Origin of the sequence: Prauserella endophytica, assembly GCF_005146945.1 — a bacterium.
Taxonomy (GTDB): Bacteria; Actinomycetota; Actinomycetes; order Mycobacteriales; family Pseudonocardiaceae; genus Prauserella_A; species Prauserella_A endophytica.
On the sequence record NZ_SWMS01000001.1, the window covers coordinates 540909 to 559674 of the forward strand.

The following is an 18766-nucleotide window of genomic DNA, read 5'->3' on the forward strand; positions in this document are numbered from 1 at the left end:
AATCTGATTGGAGCTGATGTGGCAATCGAACGAGTGGCCGTCAACCCGGTGACGTGGTCGGTGGAGATGGGGTTCAACCAGGGTGAGGTGATAACCGGCCACACCCGGACGTTGTACTGCTCTGGGCAGACTGCGATGGGGGCCGACGGAACTCCCCAGCATGAGGGAGACATGGCAGCGCAGGTTGCGTTGAGCTTGGACAACCTGGAGGCGGTGCTTGCCGCGGCCGACATGTCACTGGCCAATCTCGTGCGGCTCAACGTCTACACCACCGACGTCGACCTGCTCTTCCAGCACTACGGGGTGCTGGCGTCGCGGCTGGGAGCGGCCCAGGTGGCGCCGAGCACCACGATGCTCGGCGTGACTCGGCTGGCGATCCTCGGGCAGATGGTCGAACTGGAAGGCACCGCGGTCGCCTGAGCGACCCCTGCTGCTCGCGCCGGCCACCGACGGCGCGGGCGGCTAGACAGGAGAGGTGACCGCTGGGCCAGCTCGCAGCGATTGCAGGCCTCGCTTGCCGCAGGCGGGATCGCATACCGGCACCACCACTGAGCTGCGGCAGCTTCAGTGCGCCGAGGACGCCCGGCAGGGCGTCGGGAAGCGCACCCGTCGTGAACTCGCACCCTCATATGTCGGCCGCTACACCGCTGAGATCCTCGACCACGCCGACCTCGAGTCGATCTTGTCGGTGCTGCCGAACACGGGAGCCGCCATTGTCGATCTGCTCACTTTCGGCAACGGTCGACCTGACCCGCGGTCGAGGCAAGAAGCGAGGTCGACGCAGACCAACATCGCCGACCCGAATCATGCCCCGACGGTTTCAGAACTGACCTACAAGCGGTGTCAGGAGAGACCTCCGAAGCCAGGCTTCGGAGCGCAGGTCACGCGGCCCGCGTGGTTGCAGTGTTCGTTGCAGTTGGGTCCCGTCGCGCCGCCGCTTCAGTCCCGTTCGGACAAGTTCCAGGTGCCTCGGCTTACCTCGTTTCGGCGGTTCACAGCCATGCGATGGCATGGGGCGAACCACGCTGAACAGCCATGCATGGAGCTTGAAAGCGAGCGACCCGCAAGGGTCCGGGGGTTCAACTCCCTCCGCTTCCGCACCTGTGACCAGGGCAGACCGCCCGGAGTGGCACTCGCGCCACGTCGTGACGGTTTGCCCTGGTCTCATTTCTGGTCTGATCAGCCGCGATCGACGGGTCCTCCGGGTGGTCCTTGCCCTCCGCTTGCTCCCACAGGTGGCCTCCGACCTGGTCGCCGTGCGCGACGAGTGGTGGCCCGACGGCCCGGTGCTGGACCCGCTGAGCGCCCGCAGTGCGTCGTCGGCGCGGTGGGCCGCAAGCCGCGGTTCCGCTCAGCAGACGTTCGCCGGAACCGGTTCCCGCCATTTCGCCTTGGTGCACCGGGCGATCCGCCTCGCCGCCGTGGTGTTGAGCCGCCAGCGCGCCATGCTGCGGCTGATCCGGAAGTACCGCGCCACCGACGTGTCGGTCCAGCCGCGGAACGCCGCCGTACGGGCGGCGTCGCAGGGCAGCAGCAGCTCGCCGGAAAGCTCGGCCGCTTCCAGTTCGAGGTCCGATGAGGATGACCGGCACCGTTCGCCGTCGTTGAGCAGGACGCCGAAGTCGTGTTCCAGCAACACGTGCGCCATCTCGTGGGCGATCGTGGAGCGGCGGCGATTGGTTTCGTGCACGTGGTTCTCGATGATCACCGCGCCCCTGCCGACGGACACGAGCGCCCCGGAGAACGACGCCGCGGCCGGGCCGGTGAAGTGGCGTACCGCGTCGCGGGGCAGAGACGGGTGGCTCAGGTCGTGCACCTCGATCCCGTACAGCTCGGCGAGTGCGTACGGATCGAGCGGGGCGAAGACGCCGATGCCCATCTCCTCGCGGACCTCGAGTGCCAGTCGCTTCGCTTCTGCCTTGAAACCGCGCCGTAGGGCCACGCTCATCTCTCCTGACGGTCCACTTTGATCCTCCGCATGGTCGCTCCGACGATCTCCAGCAGGTAGTCCTTGTCGGCCTGCGACAGGTCGTCCCTCGCCCGCAGCAGCAGGGCGAGCTGGGTCTCGAGTGCGGGTTCCTCCCGGGTGCGCTCCTGTCCGTCCGGCCACACCATGAACACCTCGGCAGGCGAGCCGAGCCACTGCACGAGCGCGATGAACCCGTCCAGGTCCGGCCGGTGTCCGTTGCCCATCCGGCTGAGCAGTGAAGGGCTGACCCCGGCCTCGTCGGCGAGCTGGCGCCACGACATCCCGCGTGAGCCTCGCTGCGCGTCCAGCGCGTCGTAGAGCCGACGCGCGTCCATCCGGCCTTCCATACCGCCGCCCTCCGTGAGTCGTCCTTTTCACTATCACAGGGGTGTGTCAATTCTGCCATTCGTCGCGATACTGCTACATTGTTTCAGTAGAGAAACGCCCGGCGAAGGGAGCGATCATGACGAGGAAGCTGTTCCAGGTGCGGTTCCGGTTCTCCCCGGATTCGCTGACCTGGCTCGTGGTCCACGAGCAACTGGTGCTCTCCCGGCACTGCCGCAAGCGCGACGCCGTCACCGAGGCCGCGCGCGTGGCGAGGGCGAACCCGCCCAGCGCGCTGGTGATCGAAAGGATGGACGGAACCGTCGAGCGCGAGCGAAGATACGGGGTACGCACCGGAGTTGACGCCACGCTGTAGCGCTCCGGCTCGTCTCGGCGACAGACAATGTGCAGACCGCGTTCAGACCCTCACCCTTCGCGAACGGAGGGCCCCATGAGCAGCGTGAGCCCGCCGCCGTCCCGAACCCACCGCGTGCCGATCGCAGTGGCCGGTGCGGTGGCGCTGCTCGTGGTCGTCGGCGTCGCCCTGCTGGCCGCCAGGACGGAACCGAGACCGGAGATGGCGCCGGGCCGCGCCGGGGTGCCTCCGCTCGCCACTCCCGCCACGGCTCCCACCTCGGTCGGGTCCTCGGCGCTGGGGCCGGCGTCCGCCGTGGTCGGTCCCCGGTCGGCTGCCACGTCGGGAGCGGACGTGAGGCCTCCGGAGATCGCGGGCCAGTCGGCCGAGGGCGGCGGCCTCACCGTGCGGGGATGTGCGGGAGACGTCACCACCATCGAGGCCACGGTGGCCGACGTCAGCGGCGTGCGGTCGGTGACGCTCAGCTGGAGCATGCCGGACGGGGAGCACGGAACGACGCGGATGGCCAGGGGCCGCGGTGGGTCGTGGTCGGCACGGTTGGGCCCGTTCTCGCGGCCGGGCGAGGTTGTGTGGCAGGTCGTCGCCACCGACACGGCGGGCAACACCGCCACGGGCGCGCCCGCGCGGCTGATCGTCGAGGGGTGTCCATCACCCGCGACGACCCTCAGCTGAGTCACGGCCGACCCGCACAACGTACCGTGGGGCAACGATGAAGCGTTTGCTCCTGACGACCGTGTTCGTGTCCCTGCTCGCCGCCGGGTGTGGTTCGCCCGGCGGTTCCGGCAACTCCCCGACCCCGGGTTCGGCGGCGTCGCGGCCGCCGTCGTCCGCGTCGTCCGCCCAGGCCGCGCCCCCCACTACCTCGGCCGTCCCGCCGCGGACCGGCTGTGAACCGGTGATCGCCGGGATGTCCCCGAGGGAGCGCGTGGCCCAGCTCGTGGTGGTGGGCGTGGAGCCGAGCGACCCCGCGGCCGCGGCCGCGCTCGTGCGCGAGGAGCAGGTGGGCGGCATCTTCATCGGCGGCAACGCGACCGACCTGCTCACGGACAACGCGCTCGCGCGGGTCCAGGAGGCGGCGAAGGTGCCGGTCTCGGTGGCCGTGGACGACGAGGGCGGCCGGGTGCAGCGGCTCGACCAGCTCGAGGGGGACCTGCCGAGCGCGCGGGAGATGGCGCGGACCATGACGCCGGAGCAGGTGCGCGCGCTCGCCGAGGAACGCGGAAGGGCGATGCTGGCGAGGGGCGTGACCGTTGACTACGCGCCGGACGCCGACCTCACCGACGAGGACGCGGGCGCCGCGATCGGCGACCGCTCGTTCAGCGCCGACCCCGCGGTGGCCCGTGAGTACGCGCTGGCCTTCGCCGCTGGGCTCACGGACGCGGGCGTGCGGCCGGTGCTCAAGCACTTCCCCGGCCACGGGCGGGCGAGCGGCGACTCCCACACCGGCCTCGTGCGCACGCCGCCGCTCGCGGACCTGCGGGAGCACGACCTCCTGCCGTTCGAGGACATCGCGCAGTACGGCGACATCAGCGTGATGGTTGGCCACCTCGACGTGCCGGGCCTGACCGAGGGGCAGCCCGCTTCGCTCTCGCCTGCGGCCTACCAGCTGCTGCGCAACGACTACGCGTTCGAGGGCGTTACCGTGACCGACGATCTCGGCGCCATGAAGGCGATCTCCGACCGCTACAGCGTGCCCGAGGCCGTGCTGCGCGCGCTCCAGGCAGGGGCCGACCAGGCGTTGTGGTCCTCCGGCGGGGACGTCGCGCCCGTGCTCGACCGGCTCGAGCAGGCCGTGGCCGGCGGAGAGCTGCCCGGCGAGCGCGTCGAGGACGCGCTCGAGCGGGTGCTGCGTTCGAAGAACGCCTGCGGTTAGGCCGCGGTGAGGTCGGCGATGAGGGTGTCGAGGTCGAGGTGGCCGCTCTCGGTACCCGGCGGGACGATCTCCACGGTCGCCCGTGTGAAGCGCCGCACGTCCTCGATGTCGATCTCCACCACCGCGTAGCCGTCGGGCGACTCCAGCTCCAGCACGAGGTAGTCCTCGTGCGTGGCGAGGTCGGGCCGGACGCGCACGTCGCCGATGCCCGCGGGTTCGGTGATGCCATCGAGGAGCAGGTCGCGCGCGAACTCCCACTCGACCCACTCGCCCGGGTCGATGCGAAACGCGAGCACGACAGTGAACGGCTCGTCCGCCGCGTAGGAGAGGCGGGACAGCAGCGGCGTGCCGCAGCCGTTGAGGTACACGAACTGGCTCTGGTGTACGGCGTCCTGATGCACGGCGCACCCTCCCGTCTGTCCGTGCCGCCCGCTTGCTGTGGGCGGCCCTTCCGCAAGGAGAGACGCCCACCTGGCTGTGCCGTGATGCGCCAATCGGGGGAATTCCTCACCGGGCAACTGCGAGTAGAGCAACGCGCGTGACGCGAGCGTCGTTGCTAGTCCGGCCGGGTGGTGCACAGGCGCGAATTGCCTGTCGGACCGGCCAAATGCGGCTTGTTGGCAGGCTGTTCACTCGATCGAGTCGACTTGTCTGCGAAGGCGGGGTGGCCTAGTGACACCACTTCGCCAGGGGGGTAAACAGCGATCTGGCCTTGGTCGGCCGCTGGGGGACGATGTTTATGGAGGGACCTGATGGCGCCCAAGGTTCTGCGCCAGACTCCGCATGACGCGGACCTGCTCGACCGCACCGGGATCATCGGCGCCAGCCTGCCCGGCGCGCACCCCGGTGGCGAAGGTCCCGGCGACGGCGTGCCGGTCAGTCGCGTCAACCGCTCCAGCATCGCGAGCATGGCCGCCGCCGTGTTGATGGCGATCGTGGCGTTCGGCGCCGTCCTCGACCGGACCCCGGGGCAGGGTGCGGGAGCCCCCATGGCGGGCGATGTCGCAGGCAGCGGCCCGATCGTGATCGTCGAGGCGCCGCGGCCCATCGAGGTGGAGGGCAAGGCCAGCCCCGATCCCGGCGCCGTCCCCGCGCCGGAGACCGTCGACCCGCCCGCGTCGGTCGCCGTGGTGGAAGAGGAGCCCCAGCCGGAACCCGAGCCCGCCCCCGAACCCGAACCCGAGCCGGTGATCGCGGCCGAGGCGCCGGTGCCTGACCTCGATCTCCCGGACGCGCGCGCAGACCTGCCCGCAGGCGTGGGGTCGCCGTCGCGTTTCGGCGCCCGGATGCGGGAGTTCGTCGACCCGATGTTCGAGCACTACCTGGAGCAGCGCCGGGAAGCCAGGTCCGCCGGACACGAGCGGTACGACGACCACCACGATTACCACGACCACGACTCGCGGTACCGCGGCGACTTCGGCTACCACGACTGGTAATCCGTCCGGTTAGGACGGTAGGAGCCGGACCTCGCCGCCGGGCGCCTCGGCGAACTTCAGCAACCGCCTGCCCTCGGCGGTCAGCGCGGCCGTGTCCCGCTTGGACAACCGGCGGAACGGCTGGATCTCCAGCACCGTTCCGCCCTTGTTCCGTTTGAGCTTCCAGCCGCCCCGTACGAACCCGTCGACGAGGAAGGCCGCCAGCAGGATGCCGTTGCGGGTGAAGAGGCGCTTGCGGTCCTCGTCGCTGATCACCCTCGTGCGATCGGCATGGGAGAGCAGCAGGTTGTCGTACTCGGGCACGAACCGGACCGGTGCGCGCGTGTCCGGGCCGGGTCGCGGTGCGTCGGGCAGATCGAACAGCTCCACGCCGTCCTCGGTGCGGAACGTGCGCAAGCGGTGCCGGAGCCGCTCGACCACCTCGCCCAGCTTCGTGAGTCCGCACCACGTCTGCACGTCGCGCACGCTCGCGGGCCCGAACGCGCCGAGGTAGCGCAGGATCAGCCTCTCGACATCGGGGCGAGGGTCGAGCTGCCCACCGAGCCACTCGGTGGCGAGCGCGTAGGTCGGCTGCCCGCTGCGGCCCCACACGGCCCTCGGCGGCACCTGTACCAGTGGGAGGAGGTTGCGGGCCGCGTACACAAGCGCCGTCGGCTCGCGATCCGGCCACCGTGTGGCGAGCGCCTTGCCCAACTCGGTGCTGCTCAGTGGCTTCTCGGCCAGCAGTGCGGTCGCCGCCGAGGCGACCTCGCCGAGATCGAGGCCGCTCAGCAGCGGGGTGTACTGCTGGTTGCCCTTCAGGTCGTTGTCCATGAGCGGCTGGGTGAACGCGCGCAGCGGCAGCGCGTCGGGCGCGCTCACCAGGTGGACGGTGCCCCGCAGGTTGACGATCCGCACGACGTCGCGGCGGAGCAGCAGCCGCGACAGCTCGTCGGGAGAGAAGTCACGCAGCCGCGTCCAGAGCCCGTAGTAGGGCGGGAACGGCGCCTGCGCCTGCATGCCCACGAGGTGCTCGATCAGTTCGATCGCAGGCTGCTCGGTCCGTGCCAACAGGGACTGCCGGGCCAGCAGCGCGCGGTTGAGGGAACGGGTGCCGAGCGTCGTCATGGCCTCTTTCCTATCGGGCATTCCGGTCGATTTCCGGCCTGATTTGCCCCGAGGTCTACACTCGACGAGACATAGGTCACAACGGAAGCCTCTACCGATTAGTAGGCCATACAAGTGTTCGGGGGCGGTTTCGCGTCTCCGGTCCCCGACGCAGGCCCCTGGAGGATGCAAGTGCCCACGCACGATGCGCGTGGTGTGGCGGTGCTCGCCGGTCTCGGTGGCTGGCTCCCGCCGCGCATAGTGGACAACGACGAACTGAGCGGCCACCTCGACACGTCCGACGAGTGGATCCGGACCAGGACCGGCATCGGCCAACGGCACGTCATCGACCCCGGTATGTCCACAGTAGACATGGCGGTGGAGGCGGGGCGGCGTGCGCTGCACTCGGCGGGATCACGGGACGTCGACGCCCTCGTGCTCGCCACGGCGACGCCCGACCAGATCTGCCCCGCCAGCGCTCCGCAGGTGGCGAGCAGGCTCGGGCTCGGCCACATCGCCGCCTTCGACGTCAACGCGGTGTGCAGCGGATTCGTGTATGCACTGGCCACGGCTGCCGGGCTGATCTCAGCGGGCGCCGCGCGCAGCGTGCTGATGATCGGTGCCGACGCGTTCACCACGCTGCTGAACCCGAAAGACCGTGGCACGGTGCCGATCTTCGGCGACGGTGCGGGCGCGGTCGTACTGCGCGCGGGCGAGCCGGACGAGCTCGGGGCGATCGGACCGTTCGACCTGCACAGCGACGGCGACCTCGCCGAACTGCTGATCGTGCCCGCGGGCGGGGCGAAGCAGAAGACCTCCGACAACCCGCAGGACCACTACTTCTCCATGCAGGGGCCCGCGGTGTTCCGGCACGCGACCGCGCGCATGGCGGAGTCGTCGCGCACGGTGATGGAGCGGGTCGGCTGGACGGTCAGCGACGTCGACCGGTTCATCGGCCACCAGGCCAACATCCGGATCCTGCACGCCACGGCCAAGCAGCTCGGTCTACCCGCCGACAGCCTGGTGGTCAACATCGAGCGCACCGGCAACACGAGTGCGGCGTCGATCCCGCTCGCGATGGTCGACGGGGTCAACGACGGCACACTCCAGGCGGGCGACCGCGTGCTCGTGAGCGCCTTCGGCGCCGGCCTCACGTGGGGCGCCACCGCCCTGCGCTGGCCCGACCTCACCCCCGGCTGAACCGCCCCCCAAGGCCACCTTTGTTGCGTTCAACGCAACAAAGGTGGCCTTGGGGGCGGGTGCGGCTCCCAGGTTTCGGTGGGGGTGGGGCGGCCGCGGAGGTGGATGGTGCCGTGGTGCTGCCAGAGGTCCCTCTCCGAGGCCGCGCACGCCTTGACCACGGCCTCGCTCGCCAGGATCCGGCCATCGGCTTGCTTCGCGTGCTCGGTGAGCCGTGCCGCCTCGTTCACCGCGTCGCCGATCACCGTGTACTCGAAGCGGCTCGCCGTGCCCAGCTGGCCCGCGAACGCGGGGCCCTTGGCGACGCCGATGCCGAGGTCGAGCTCTCCGCTGGTGGCCACGGCGTCGCGGATGGCCCGCGCGGCGCGCAGCGCCGACGTCGCCGGGTCGGCGTGCCGTGTCGGGGCGCCGAAGACGCACAGCGCCGCGTCGCCCTGGAACTTGTTCACCAGCCCGCCATGGGTGCTCACCGCGTCGACGACGCTCGAGAACAGGCCGTTGAGCTTGCGCACCACCTCGTCCGGCGGCAGCTCCGCCGCCAGCGCCGTGGAGTCCACCACGTCCACGAACAGCGCCGTCACGTCGCGCACGTCGCCGGAGAGCGACGCGCCGTACTCGAGCGCGTGCCGCACCACGTCGTCACCGACGTGCCTGCCGAAGAGGTCCCGCAGCCGTTCCTGCTCGGCGAGGCCCTTCGCCAGGTCGTTCACCGACGTCTGGAGCATGCCGATCTCACTGGAGTCGTCGATCCCGACCCGCAGGTCACGGCGCCCCTTGGCGATCTGGTCGAGCGCGAGGCGCAGCCGGTGCAGCGGCGCCGCCACCGCGCGCGCCAGGAGCGCCGTCGCGAGGGCGCCGAGCACGAGCCCCGTCACCGACAGTGCCAGGAGGCTGGGCGCCGGGTCGCTCGGGCCGAGGTCGGGTGGCAGCACCACCAGCAGCACACCCACCATCGGCACGCCACTGGCCAGCGCCCACGTGATGACGAGCCGCCGCAGCACCGTCATCGGCAGCGTGCCGCGCGGTGGTGCGGCCGCCAGCGCCATCGTCATCACCGGCCGCGCCACCCACTCCGTGGCCAGGTAGGTCAGGCCCACCGTCGCCAACCCGCCGAGCAGGATCGCCATCGCCACGCCAAGCGCGTCGAGCCACGTCCCGAACACCGCGGTGAGCGTGCTGATGACCACGACGCCGCCCAGCCACAGCGTGCCGCTGACCGTCGCGAGGTCCACCGGCAGGCGCAGCGCGCGGCGGGCCTCCTCCCGCGTCGGCTCGCGCCCGAGCACGAACCACACGGCGGTGCGGCGCTGCAGAAACGCCGCCCACGCGGTGCCAACCAGCGCGGACAGCAGCACGTAGCCGCCCGCGCACACCGCGATGATCCAGCCGTGCCCGGCGACGGTCTCGGGGACGCCCTGCAGCATGAGCAGCAGGAACACGATCCCGGCACCGCAGAAGCTCGACATGAAGCCGAGCGCGGCGAAGCCCAGGCTCGTGCGCACGACGGTGTGGAACCGCGTCGGTAGCCGGGACGTGCGCACGCGGTGATCGTATTGCCTGGCGCGCTCCTCAGGAGGCTCGTTTGCGCGCCGGTGCTCCTGAGGCGTCGGCCAGTGCCTTCTCCAGCTGCGCGCGCGTCATCTTCGACCGGCCCTTGATGCCGGCCTCGCGGGCCATCTTGTCGAGGTCGGCCTTGCTCAGCTCGGAGAGATCGGGCTGCTTGGCCTTGCCCTTCTTCGCGGTGGTCGAGCCGCCCTTCTTGCGGCTCTCCACACTGCGCGAGAGGGCCTCGAACAAGTCCACGACCTTCGTGGCCTCGGGCGGCGCCTCCTCGGGCGTCACCGTGCGGCCCGCGCGCTTGTCCTCGATGAGCTTCTTGACGCGCTCGGTGTAGGTGTCGTGGTACTCGTCGGGCTTCCACGCCTCCGCCATGGACTCGATCAGGCTCACCGCCATATCGACTTCCTTGGGTTTCACGTTGCCCGGCGCCGGAAGCTTGCTGATCTCCTTCTTCGGCTCGCGGATGTCCTCGGGGAAGAGCAGCGTGTTCAGCACGAGCACGCCGTCGCCGGCCCGCACTGCCGCGATGTACTCCTTGCCGCGCATGACGAACCGCGCGAGCCCCGCCCGGTTCGTCTTGCCCATCGCCTCGATCAGCAGGCTGTACGCGCGGCCGAACTCCTCCTTCGCCGGCGCGAGCCAGTACGTCTTCTGGAAGTAGATCGGGTCGATCTCGTCGAGGTCCACGAACGCGTCGATGTCGATGGTGCGCGAGCGGCCGGGCGCGATCTGGTCCAGCTCGTCGGGCTCCACCAGCACGTACTCGTCGCCGCCGAGGTCGTAGCCCTTGACGATGTCCTCGTACGGCACCTCCTTGCCGGTGCGCTCGTTCACGCGCCGGTAGCGGATGCGGTCGGAGGTGCCGCGCTGGAACTGCCGGAAGTGGATCGTGTGATCCTGGGTGGCGCTGTAGAGCTCGACGGGCACCGTCACCAGCCCGAAGTTCAGCGCTCCGCTCCAGATCGCCCTTGCCATGCCGCCTCCTAGCTCAGCTTCTCCAGCGCGTTCGCCGCCGACGCCGCGCGGGCGTTGATGTCGTGCCAGGGGTCGGCCTTGCGCGCCAGCCGTCGCCGGATCCGGGTGAGGTCGTAGCCGTCCGGCCGCGCCCTGCCCAGCTCTGTCCAGTCGAGCGGGGTTGCCACGTGCGCGCCGGGTCGCGCGCGCAGCGAGTACGGCGCGATGAAGGTCTGCCCGTAGGCGTTGCGGTTGGTGTCGAGGAAGATCCGCCCGCCCCGCTTGTCCTTGCGCTGCGCCGTGGTGAGCCGGTTGGGGTCGTCGGTGGCGAGCTGGTCGGCGGCGAGCCGGGCCAGTTCACGCACGGTGTCGAAGTCGGTGGTGGCGTCCAGCGGCGCGGCGACGTGGAAACCGCGGCCCCCGGTGGCCTGCACGAACGGCCTGAGCCCGATGCCCTTCAACAGGTCCCTGGCCCGGCGGGCGACCCCGCGCAGCTCGGCGGCCTTGGTGCCCTCGGGTGGGTCGAGGTCGAGCACGAGCAGATCGGGACAGTCCAGTTTGTCTACTGTGGACAGCCAGACGTGGAACTCGATCGTCGCCTGGTTGGCCAGGTACTCCAGGGTCTCCGCGTCGTCGCACACGACGTGGTGCACGTACTCGCCCTGCCTGCCGCGCTGGGGCACCGCCTCGACGCGCACCCAGTCGGGGAAGTGCTCGGAGGCCTCCTTCTGGAACCAGCCCTCTCGCTCGATGCCGTCGGGGTAGCGGCGCAGCGTCAGCGGGCGCCCCTCCAGGTGCGGCACCAGCACGCCGGCCACGCGCCGGTAGTGCTCGACGACGTCGCCCTTGGTGATGTCGTCGGCGGGGTAGAAGACCTTGCCTGCCTTGGACACTTCGGTCATGACGTCTCCCGGACCACGTCGGTCGCCGGTTTGTCGTTGCGCAGCCCCGTGAACCGAGGATGCCGCAGCCGCCCGTCGCCGGTCCACTCGGTGAACTTCACCTGCACCACGAGTTCCGGCTCCACCCAGTGGCTGTTCGGCTCCCGCACCACCCCCGCGAACGGGGACTTCTCCCTGCCCAGTCCGTCGAACCTGCGGCGGAGGTCGCGCAGCGTCGCGTCGTTGTAGCCTGCGCCGACCTTGCCCGCGTAGCGGAGCCTGCCGTCCGCGTAGTAGCCGACGAGGAGCGAGCCGAACCCCGCGCGCGAACCGGACGGGTCGGTGTAGCCGCCGACAACGAACTCCTGGTCCTTGACGCACTTGAACTTCAGCCAGTCACGCGAGCGCCCGCTGGTGTACGGCGCGTCGGCGCGCTTGGCGATGAGGCCCTCCCAGCCCTTCGCGCACGCCTCCGCCAGGAACCTCTCGCCCTCGGTGTTGCGGTACCGGGAGATGCGCAGCACGCCGTGGAAGTCGAAAGCCTGTCGCAGCAGCTCCCTGCGTTGCCGCAGGGGCAGCGACCTGGCGTCGGTTCCGCCGAACTCCAGCAGGTCGAACAGGTAGTAGAAGACCTCGACGCCGGTGTTCCTCGCGCGCACGGGATCGGTGAGGTGGATCCGCGGCTGGAGCTTGGCGAAGCTCGTCTGCCTGCCGTCGAAGGCCACGATCTCGCCGTCGGCGGTGAACGACTCGCCGCCCTGTTCGGCCAGCGCCTCGACCAGCTCGGGATAGGCGGCGTTCATCAGCCGGTGGTTGCGCGACCACAGCTGCGGCTCGCCGCCGTCCTCGCGCACGCACACCGCGCGCACGCCGTCGAGCTTGCGCTCGAACACCCAGCCCGGATCGGAGAAGTGGCGGTCGGTGAGCGTGGCCAGCATGGGCTCGTGCCACCTCACGCGAGGTCCTCGTTGGTCCGGCCGGTGAGCACCGACTCGGGCTGCGTCTTCGCCGGCTTGCGACGGCGGTCGGCGCCCTCGTCGTCCTTTTTGATCAGCAGCCACTGTTCCTGGCGGCTCGTTCGGGTGCGCACGAGCGTGAATGCGCCGTGCAGCTTCTCGCCATGGAGCCGGAATTTGAGACCGCCGCGGTCGAGTGCGTCCTGGGCCGAGCCGTCACCGAGGTGCTCGAACGTGCCGGTGTCCCACACGATCACTGTGCCCGCGCCGTACTCGCCCTCCGGGATGCTGCCCTCGAAATCGGCGTAGTCGAGCGGGTGGTCCTCCGTGCGGATGGCCAGTCGCTTGTCGCCGGGATCGAGCGAGGGGCCCTTCGGGATCGACCACGACACGAGCACGTCGCCGATCTCCAGCCGGAAGTCGAAGTGCAGGCTCGACGCGTCGTGGCGCTGGATGACGAAGCGTGGCCGCGCGGTCTTCCGCCCGCGCCGCGACCCACCGGGCTCGCCGGACCGGTTGAGGTTCCGCTTCGCGTGGTAGGCGCCCAGTGCGTCCCTCTTCGCCATACCCGGGCAGGTACCCGGGCCGTGAGCTGCTGAAACGCTACTGCTCGTCGCCCTCGGGCCGATCTTCCACGAGCCCCTCGCGCAGCCGGTCCAGCGTGCGGGCGAGGAGCCGCGAGACGTGCATCTGTGAGATGCCGATGCGCTCGGCGATCTGCGTCTGTGTCATGTTGTGCACGAACCGCAGCGCGAGGATCTTGCGTTCACGTTCCGGCAGCTCCCTCACCAGTGGCTGCAGCGTCTCGTGGTTCTCCACGCCCTCCAGCGCGGCGTCCTCCTCGCCCAGCGTGTCGCCGAGCGCGAGGTTCTCCGTGTCGCCGGAGAGCACCTCGTCGAGCGACATCGAGTGGTAGGCGTTGCCCGCCTCGAGGCCCTCCATCACCTCGTCGGGGGTGAGGTCGAGGTGCGCGGCGATCTCGCTCGGCGTCGGCGCGCGGCCGAGGCGCTGGGAGAGCTGCGTGCTGGCGTTGTTGATGGAGAGGTGCAGCTCCTTCAGCCTGCGCGGCACGCGGATCACCCATCCGGTGTCCCGGAAGTGCCGCCGCACCTCGCCCATCACCGTCGGCACGGCGAAGGAGAGGAAGTCCGAGCCCCGCCGAGGGTCGAAGCGGTCGACCGCGTTGATGAGCCCGACCCTGGCCACCTGCACCAGGTCCTCCTTGGCCACGCCGCGGCCGGAGAACCGCTGCGCGATGTGCTCGGCGAGCGGCAGGTGGCCGGTGACGAGCTCGTCCCTCAGCTCGACGCGGCGTGGATCGTCCTCAGCGAGCTCGACGAACTCCTCGAAAAGGGGGGTGAGGTGCTCGTAGTCGTCCGAAGGGCTGCGCGATCCGCGAGTTGTCGATCCGGTCACGTAAGCGTCGGCTTTCGCTTGGCGAGTTCGACATGGACCCAGTTGCCCTGCCCGTCCTGCTTGGCCGGCTCCACCCAGGACTCGGCCGAGTCGGCGAGGGTGGTGAGCACCCGCCAGCCGAAGGACGCCGTGCTCGGCGCCTCGTGGTCGGCGGAGGTGACGGCGCCGCTGAAGCGCAGCTCGTCGTCGTCGATGGTGAACCGGCACACCATGGTGGTGCCCGGCACCGCCCTGGTGATCAGCGTGGAGCACGCCTCGTCGACGGCGAGCCGCAGGTCTGCGATGGCATCCAGATCGAAGTCGGCTCTGATGGCGATGTTCGCCGCCACGGAGCGGATGATGGGCAGGTGGACCAGGCTCGCGCCCAGTCGCAACTCGATGTCGTCCTGGGCACCGACGTCATGCGACGGCGGCTCTGTTTCGGTCACTTTCACCTCAGTGTTCTGCCGGCCGTTCAACGTTTCTCGCCTACAGTAGCCACCCTGCGCATACCTCGTCTCGATGCGGCGTCGACGCGCATTCAGTCGTGCCGGAGGATCGCGCCGACGCCGTCCATCAGCTCCAGCGTGTCACCGGTGCAGATGATTTCGGCGGCCCCGGCGATGGCGGCCACTGCCAGCGCCTCGTCGGCCCGCCGCCTGCTGACCGACCGCGTTCCGTGTGCCTCGAGCTCCTCCTTCTGCACCGCGACCAGCGTCGGCTCCTCGCCGGTGAGCACCTCGGCGTCGCCGGGATCGGCGACGAGCAGCGTCTCGACGTTGGCCTCCCGCAGCGCCGTGGTGGTGGCCTGCAGGCCCTGCACGGCGAGTCCGTCACGCTTGCCGAGCGCGGCACGGAACCGTTCCACCACCTCGTCGCGGCGCGCCTGCTTGGTCTTGGCGAGCAGCTGCTGGATCTGCTCGCGCAGCTCTTCGTTGCCTCCACCCTGGTGGCGCGCGCCGGTCTGGATTTCGGTCGCCACGCGCCGCACCTGCTCGGGCAGCGCGTCGTGCAGCTCCTTGCGGGCCTGCGACTCCCCGGCCAGCACCACCAGCGCGGCGCCGACCCGACGCGCCGTCGTGGCCACGTGCTCCGCGACCCGGTTGATGTTGTGCCGGGCCGTCTCCTCGGCGCGCGACTGGAGGTCCCGGTGGGCCGAACCGCCGCCCCGCACCTTGTGCACGGGGTGCTCCGAACCCTCGACGGTCTGCTCATCGACGACGTTGCCGTCCGCATCGACCGCGGTGACGTCAGCGCCGACGTGGTCGACCACCGCCACGACGTGGGCGGGCGGGCGCTCGCCGAACTCGGCCAGCGGCAGCACGTAGGGCAGGCCGGAGAGCCGGGCGATGGGCTGGGCGGGCGGCTCGTCGAGCTCCTGGTCCACCAGCACGCGGTCGCCGACGGCGACGAGCGCCCTGCCGCTGCGGCCGACCGGCGGCGCGGCCTCCCGCACGGCTGACTCCATCGCGTCGAGCGTGGGCCGCTCGGCGCCCTGCCCCTCGAGCCGCTCGCGCAGCTCGCGCCAGCGCAGCTCCAGCAGCTTCTCGGCGTCGGCGGTGTCGTGCGTGTCATCGAAGTAGACCGAGGCGAACGGGCCGTCGGTCGTGACCAGCTCGCGCAACCTCGTCGTGTCCACTCGTACCTCCCTCGCAACGTGTCCGGCGGGGGATTCCCGGTATCCCGGGGGTGAAACGTCCCACCTGGGAAGGTCGAGCGTGAGGCTGAACACTGTATACGCCTCCTCGCGCGGCGGCCGAAATAACCGCCGCTTATGGTCCGTCCGTGATCTGGTGGCACGCCGTTCTCATCGCTCTCGCGGGCGTGTGGGCGGGAATGATCAACACGGTGGTCGGGTCCGGGACGCTCGTGACGTTCCCGGTGCTCGTCGCGTTCGGATACCCGCCTGTCACGGCGACGACGTCGAACGCGATCGGGCTCGTACCCGGCACGATCACCGGTGCGATCGGCTACCGGAAGGAGCTGCGTGGCCAGTTCGGGCGGCTGCTGACCTTCGTGCCCGCGTCGGCCCTCGGCGCGGTCGGCGGCACCGTGCTGCTGCTCTCCCTGCCGCCGGACGCCTTCGAGACGGTGGTGCCCGTGCTCGTGGGGCTCGCGGTGGTGCTGGTGATCATCCAGCCGCGCGTGTCGACGTGGGTGCTGCGACGGCGGGAGACCAGGGCGGAGCGCAAGGGCGGGCAGGACGGCGACGAGCCTGCGAAGCAGGGCACGGTGCTGCTGCTCACGCTGATCTTCCTGGTCGGCGTCTACGGCGGGTACTTCACCGCGGCCCAGGGCGTGATGCTCATGGCCATCATGGGCATGCTCATGTCCGAGCCCATCCAGCGGCTCAACGGGATCAAGAACGTGCTCGCCGCCGTGGTGAACGTGGTGGCGGGGACGATTTACGCCTTCGTGGCGCCGATCAGCTGGCCGGTCGTCGCGCTGCTGGCGGGTGGCTCGATCCTCGGCGGGTGGCTCGGCGCGCTGGTCGGGCGCAGGTTGCCGCCGACGGTGCTGCGGGGCGTGATCGTGGTCGTCGGCATCGCCGCGGTCATCCAGCTGGTGCTCCGCCAGGTGTGAGCTTGCCCGATATCGGGCAGAAAACTTGAAGTAGTCGTTCGGCGCGGGCAGGCTCTGGCGCATGGACCAGTCGCCGCCCTCGGAACTGGTGCGGCACGTCGCGGCCTCCACGGGGCTCTCCTCAGAGACCGCGGCCAGGGTCGTCGCCGACGTGCTCGCCTTTTTCGGCGAGACCACCGAGGAGCTGGTGCGGCGGCGGCATCGCGAACTGAAGAACCGCGGGTGGCGCAACGCGCAGATCTGGGCACTGCTCCAGGCCGAGCTGGCGAACAGACCGGTCGCGGCGGGCCCGCTCTCGGAACGCCAGCTGCGGCGCATCGTCTACGGGTAGGAGACACCCATGTGTGGAATCGTCGGCTACGTCGGCAAGCGGGAGGCCGCGCCGATCCTGCTGGAAGGCCTGCAGCGGCTGGAGTACCGGGGCTACGACTCGGCCGGTGTCGCGCTGGCCCACCGGGGCAGGCTCAAGGTGACCAAGGCCGCCGTGCGAGTCGGTGAGCTGCGCACGCTCGTGGGTGAGGACAACCCGGCGCCGGTGGGCATCGCGCACACGCGCTGGGCCACGCACGGCGAGCCGACCGACGTCAACGCGCACCCGCACCTCGACGCGCAAGGCCGCATCGCCGTGGTGCACAACGGGATCATCGAGAACGCCGAGCAGCTGCGCGCGAAGCTCATCGCGAGCGGCGTCGAGTTCGCCTCCGACACCGACACCGAGGCGCTCGCCCACCTGATCGCGGCGCGGCTGCGGGACGGCGCCGAGACGCTCGAGGACGCCGTGCGCCGCGCCCTGCACCAGGTGGAGGGTGCATACGGAATCGTGGTGCTCGACGTCAAGAATCCCGGCGAGCTCGTGGTCGCCCGCAACGGCAGCCCCATCGTGCTCGGCATCGGAGACGGGGAGATGTACGTCGCCTCCGACCTCGCCGCGCTCGTCCGGCACACGCAGCGCGTGGTCTACCTCGACGACGGTGAGCTGGCCACACTCAAGGCGGGCGACTACCGCACCAGCACCCTGCAGGCCAAGCGCACCGACAAGACCCCGACCGAGGTTGAGCTGTCCGATGAGGACTACCAGCTCGACGGCTATGCCGACTACATGCGCAAAGAGATCGGCGAGCAGCCAGAGGCCGTGCGGCGCGCCCTGCGCGGCAGGCTCGACGAGCGGTTCTCCACCGCGCGGCTCGGCGGTCTCCGGCTCGACCCGAGGGAGCTGCGCTCGATCCGGCGGGTGAAGTTCCTCGGCTGCGGCTCGGCCTACTACGCGGGCCAGATCGGCGCCAACCTCGTCGAGGAGCTGGCGCGGCTCCCCGCCGACGCCGAGCCCGCCTCGGAGTTCCGCTACCGCAACCCGGTGGTCGACCCCGAGACGCTGTACGTCGCCGTGAGCCAGTCCGGCGAGACCGCCGACACGCTCGCCGCCGTGCAGGAACTGTCCCGCAAGGGCGGGCGCGTGATCGGCGCGGTGAACGCCGTGGCGAGCGCGATCGCCCGCGAGTGCGGCAGCGGCGTGTTCCTGCACGCCGGCCCCGAGGTGTCGGTGGCCTCCACCAAGGCCGTCACGAACATGAGCACGACGTTCGCGATGCTCGCCCTGTTGCTGGGCCGGGTGCGCGACCTCTCCGTCGCCGACGGGCGCCGCATCGTCGAGGGCCTCGACGCGCTGCCCGACCACATCGAGGAGGTCGTGCGCACCCAGGACGAGCCCATCGCCGAGGTCGCCCGCAAGTTCGCCGACGCCCGGCACATGTTCTTCGTCGGCCGAGTGCGGGGCTGGCCCGTGGCGAGGGAGGGCGCGCAGAAGCTCAAGGAGATCTCCTACGTCCACGCCGAGGCGTACCAGGCGGGTGAGCTCAAGCACGGGCCGATCGCGCTCATCGACCCCTCCATGCCATCGGTGGTGATCGTTCCGGACGACGAGCTGCTGGTGAAGAACATCGGCACGATGGAGCAGATCAAGGCGCGCGGCGGCCCGGTGATCGCGGTGACCAACGCACAGCTGCCGGAGGGGCTCGCCGACGCGGAGCTGCGGGTGCCGCGCACCGAGCCCGAACTGGACCCGATCCTGTTCGGCATCCCGTTGCAGCTGCTCGCCTACCACCTCGCGACGGCCCTGGGCCGCGACATCGACAAGCCGCGGAACCTGGCGAAGAGCGTCACTGTCGAGTGACCG

General features: G+C 70.4%; 21 protein-coding genes. 9 read left to right on the top strand and 12 right to left on the bottom strand.

The window, feature by feature from the left end; translation table 11 throughout:
• The first annotated feature begins 24 nt into the window (after positions 1–24).
• Positions 25–420, top strand: coding sequence for a RidA family protein (locus tag FCN18_RS02705; protein ID WP_137093345.1), 396 nt, complete (start codon positions 25–27; stop codon positions 418–420).
• 931 nt (positions 421–1351) lie between these two features.
• Here FCN18_RS02705 and FCN18_RS02710 read toward each other — a convergent pair.
• Positions 1352–1942, bottom strand: a complete 591-nt coding sequence (locus FCN18_RS02710) for an ImmA/IrrE family metallo-endopeptidase (protein WP_112266182.1) — start codon at positions 1940–1942, stop codon at positions 1352–1354.
• A 2-nt stretch (positions 1943–1944) separates the two neighbouring features.
• Complete coding sequence (locus tag FCN18_RS02715; protein ID WP_112266184.1) at positions 1945–2316, bottom strand: helix-turn-helix domain-containing protein; 372 nt, start codon at positions 2314–2316, stop codon at positions 1945–1947.
• Positions 2317–2432: 116 nt separating this feature from the next.
• Between FCN18_RS02715 and FCN18_RS02720 the strand changes: the two genes are divergently transcribed.
• The 3 genes from FCN18_RS02720 (at position 2433) to FCN18_RS02730 (ending at position 4542) form a co-directional block, all read left to right on the top strand.
• The gene (locus FCN18_RS02720) at positions 2433–2669 is read left to right on the top strand and encodes a DUF2188 domain-containing protein (RefSeq protein ID WP_199542850.1); all 237 of its coding nucleotides are present in this window, start codon (positions 2433–2435) and stop codon (positions 2667–2669) included.
• 75 nt (positions 2670–2744) lie between these two features.
• A complete protein-coding gene (locus FCN18_RS02725) occupies positions 2745–3341 on the top strand; it encodes a hypothetical protein (protein WP_137093057.1) in 597 nt (198 codons plus the stop codon).
• 37 nt (positions 3342–3378) lie between these two features.
• Positions 3379–4542 (top strand): glycoside hydrolase family 3 N-terminal domain-containing protein, encoded by a 1164-nt coding sequence (locus FCN18_RS02730; RefSeq protein ID WP_112266188.1) that lies wholly within the window; start codon positions 3379–3381, stop codon positions 4540–4542.
• Here the strand turns inward: FCN18_RS02730 and FCN18_RS02735 are convergent.
• Positions 4539–4943: an SsgA family sporulation/cell division regulator gene (locus tag FCN18_RS02735; RefSeq protein WP_112266190.1), complete on the bottom strand. Its 405-nt coding sequence runs from the start codon at positions 4941–4943 to the stop codon at positions 4539–4541. The genes FCN18_RS02730 and FCN18_RS02735 overlap by 4 nt on opposite strands.
• Before the next feature lie 351 nt (positions 4944–5294).
• On the opposite strand from FCN18_RS02735, the gene FCN18_RS02740 reads away from it, so the two are divergent.
• Positions 5295–5978 (top strand): hypothetical protein, encoded by a 684-nt coding sequence (locus tag FCN18_RS02740; RefSeq protein ID WP_113642706.1) that lies wholly within the window; start codon positions 5295–5297, stop codon positions 5976–5978.
• A gap of 9 nt (positions 5979–5987) precedes the next feature.
• Here FCN18_RS02740 and FCN18_RS02745 read toward each other — a convergent pair whose 3' ends face one another.
• Positions 5988–7085 (bottom strand): winged helix DNA-binding domain-containing protein, encoded by a 1098-nt coding sequence (locus FCN18_RS02745; RefSeq protein ID WP_137093059.1) that lies wholly within the window; start codon positions 7083–7085, stop codon positions 5988–5990.
• Positions 7086–7250: 165 nt separating this feature from the next.
• On the opposite strand from FCN18_RS02745, the gene FCN18_RS02750 reads away from it, so the two are divergent.
• Entirely contained in the window at positions 7251–8264 is a 1014-nt protein-coding gene (locus tag FCN18_RS02750) for a beta-ketoacyl-ACP synthase III (RefSeq protein WP_199542847.1), read from the top strand.
• A gap of 29 nt (positions 8265–8293) precedes the next feature.
• Here the strand turns inward: FCN18_RS02750 and FCN18_RS02755 are convergent, their stop codons facing one another.
• The 8 genes from FCN18_RS02755 to FCN18_RS02790 all read right to left on the bottom strand — a co-directional run bounded on the left by FCN18_RS02755 (position 8294) and on the right by FCN18_RS02790 (position 15649).
• Complete coding sequence (locus tag FCN18_RS02755; RefSeq protein ID WP_137093347.1) at positions 8294–9730, bottom strand: adenylate/guanylate cyclase domain-containing protein; 1437 nt, start codon at positions 9728–9730, stop codon at positions 8294–8296.
• Positions 9731–9833: 103 nt separating this feature from the next.
• Positions 9834–10799, bottom strand: a complete 966-nt coding sequence (gene ku, locus FCN18_RS02760; RefSeq protein WP_137093061.1) for a non-homologous end joining protein Ku — start codon at positions 10797–10799, stop codon at positions 9834–9836.
• An 8-nt stretch (positions 10800–10807) separates the two neighbouring features.
• Positions 10808–11680 carry a non-homologous end-joining DNA ligase gene (ligD, locus tag FCN18_RS02765; protein ID WP_137093064.1) on the bottom strand — a complete coding sequence of 291 codons (873 nt, stop codon included), beginning with the start codon at positions 11678–11680 and terminating at the stop codon, positions 10808–10810.
• The gene (gene ligD, locus FCN18_RS02770; protein WP_137093349.1) at positions 11677–12597 is read right to left on the bottom strand and encodes a non-homologous end-joining DNA ligase; all 921 of its coding nucleotides are present in this window, start codon (positions 12595–12597) and stop codon (positions 11677–11679) included. The genes ligD (FCN18_RS02765) and ligD (FCN18_RS02770) overlap by 4 nt, the downstream gene beginning before the upstream one ends.
• Before the next feature lie 14 nt (positions 12598–12611).
• Positions 12612–13181: a DNA polymerase ligase N-terminal domain-containing protein gene (locus FCN18_RS02775; RefSeq protein WP_137093066.1), complete on the bottom strand. Its 570-nt coding sequence runs from the start codon at positions 13179–13181 to the stop codon at positions 12612–12614.
• Positions 13182–13218: 37 nt separating this feature from the next.
• A complete protein-coding gene (locus FCN18_RS02780) occupies positions 13219–14031 on the bottom strand; it encodes a SigB/SigF/SigG family RNA polymerase sigma factor (protein WP_113642701.1) in 813 nt (270 codons plus the stop codon).
• Positions 14028–14459: an ATP-binding protein gene (locus FCN18_RS02785; protein WP_137093068.1), complete on the bottom strand. Its 432-nt coding sequence runs from the start codon at positions 14457–14459 to the stop codon at positions 14028–14030. Before FCN18_RS02785 ends, FCN18_RS02780 begins: the two co-directional genes overlap by 4 nt.
• Positions 14460–14551: 92 nt before the next feature.
• Entirely contained in the window at positions 14552–15649 is a 1098-nt protein-coding gene (locus FCN18_RS02790) for an Rv2629 family ribosome hibernation factor (protein WP_137093070.1), read from the bottom strand.
• A 146-nt stretch (positions 15650–15795) separates the two neighbouring features.
• On the opposite strand from FCN18_RS02790, the gene FCN18_RS02795 reads away from it, so the two are divergent.
• From FCN18_RS02795 to glmS, 3 genes are all read left to right on the top strand, one after another.
• Positions 15796–16593 (top strand): sulfite exporter TauE/SafE family protein, encoded by a 798-nt coding sequence (locus tag FCN18_RS02795; RefSeq protein ID WP_137093072.1) that lies wholly within the window; start codon positions 15796–15798, stop codon positions 16591–16593.
• Positions 16594–16654: 61 nt separating this feature from the next.
• Positions 16655–16924 (top strand): HU family DNA-binding protein, encoded by a 270-nt coding sequence (locus FCN18_RS02800; protein ID WP_112266211.1) that lies wholly within the window; start codon positions 16655–16657, stop codon positions 16922–16924.
• Between the two features lie 9 nt (positions 16925–16933).
• On the top strand, positions 16934–18763 hold the full coding sequence (glmS, locus tag FCN18_RS02805) for a glutamine--fructose-6-phosphate transaminase (isomerizing) (RefSeq protein WP_113642699.1): 1830 nt from the start codon (positions 16934–16936) through the stop codon (positions 18761–18763).
• The last annotated feature ends 3 nt before the right edge of the window (positions 18764–18766 follow it).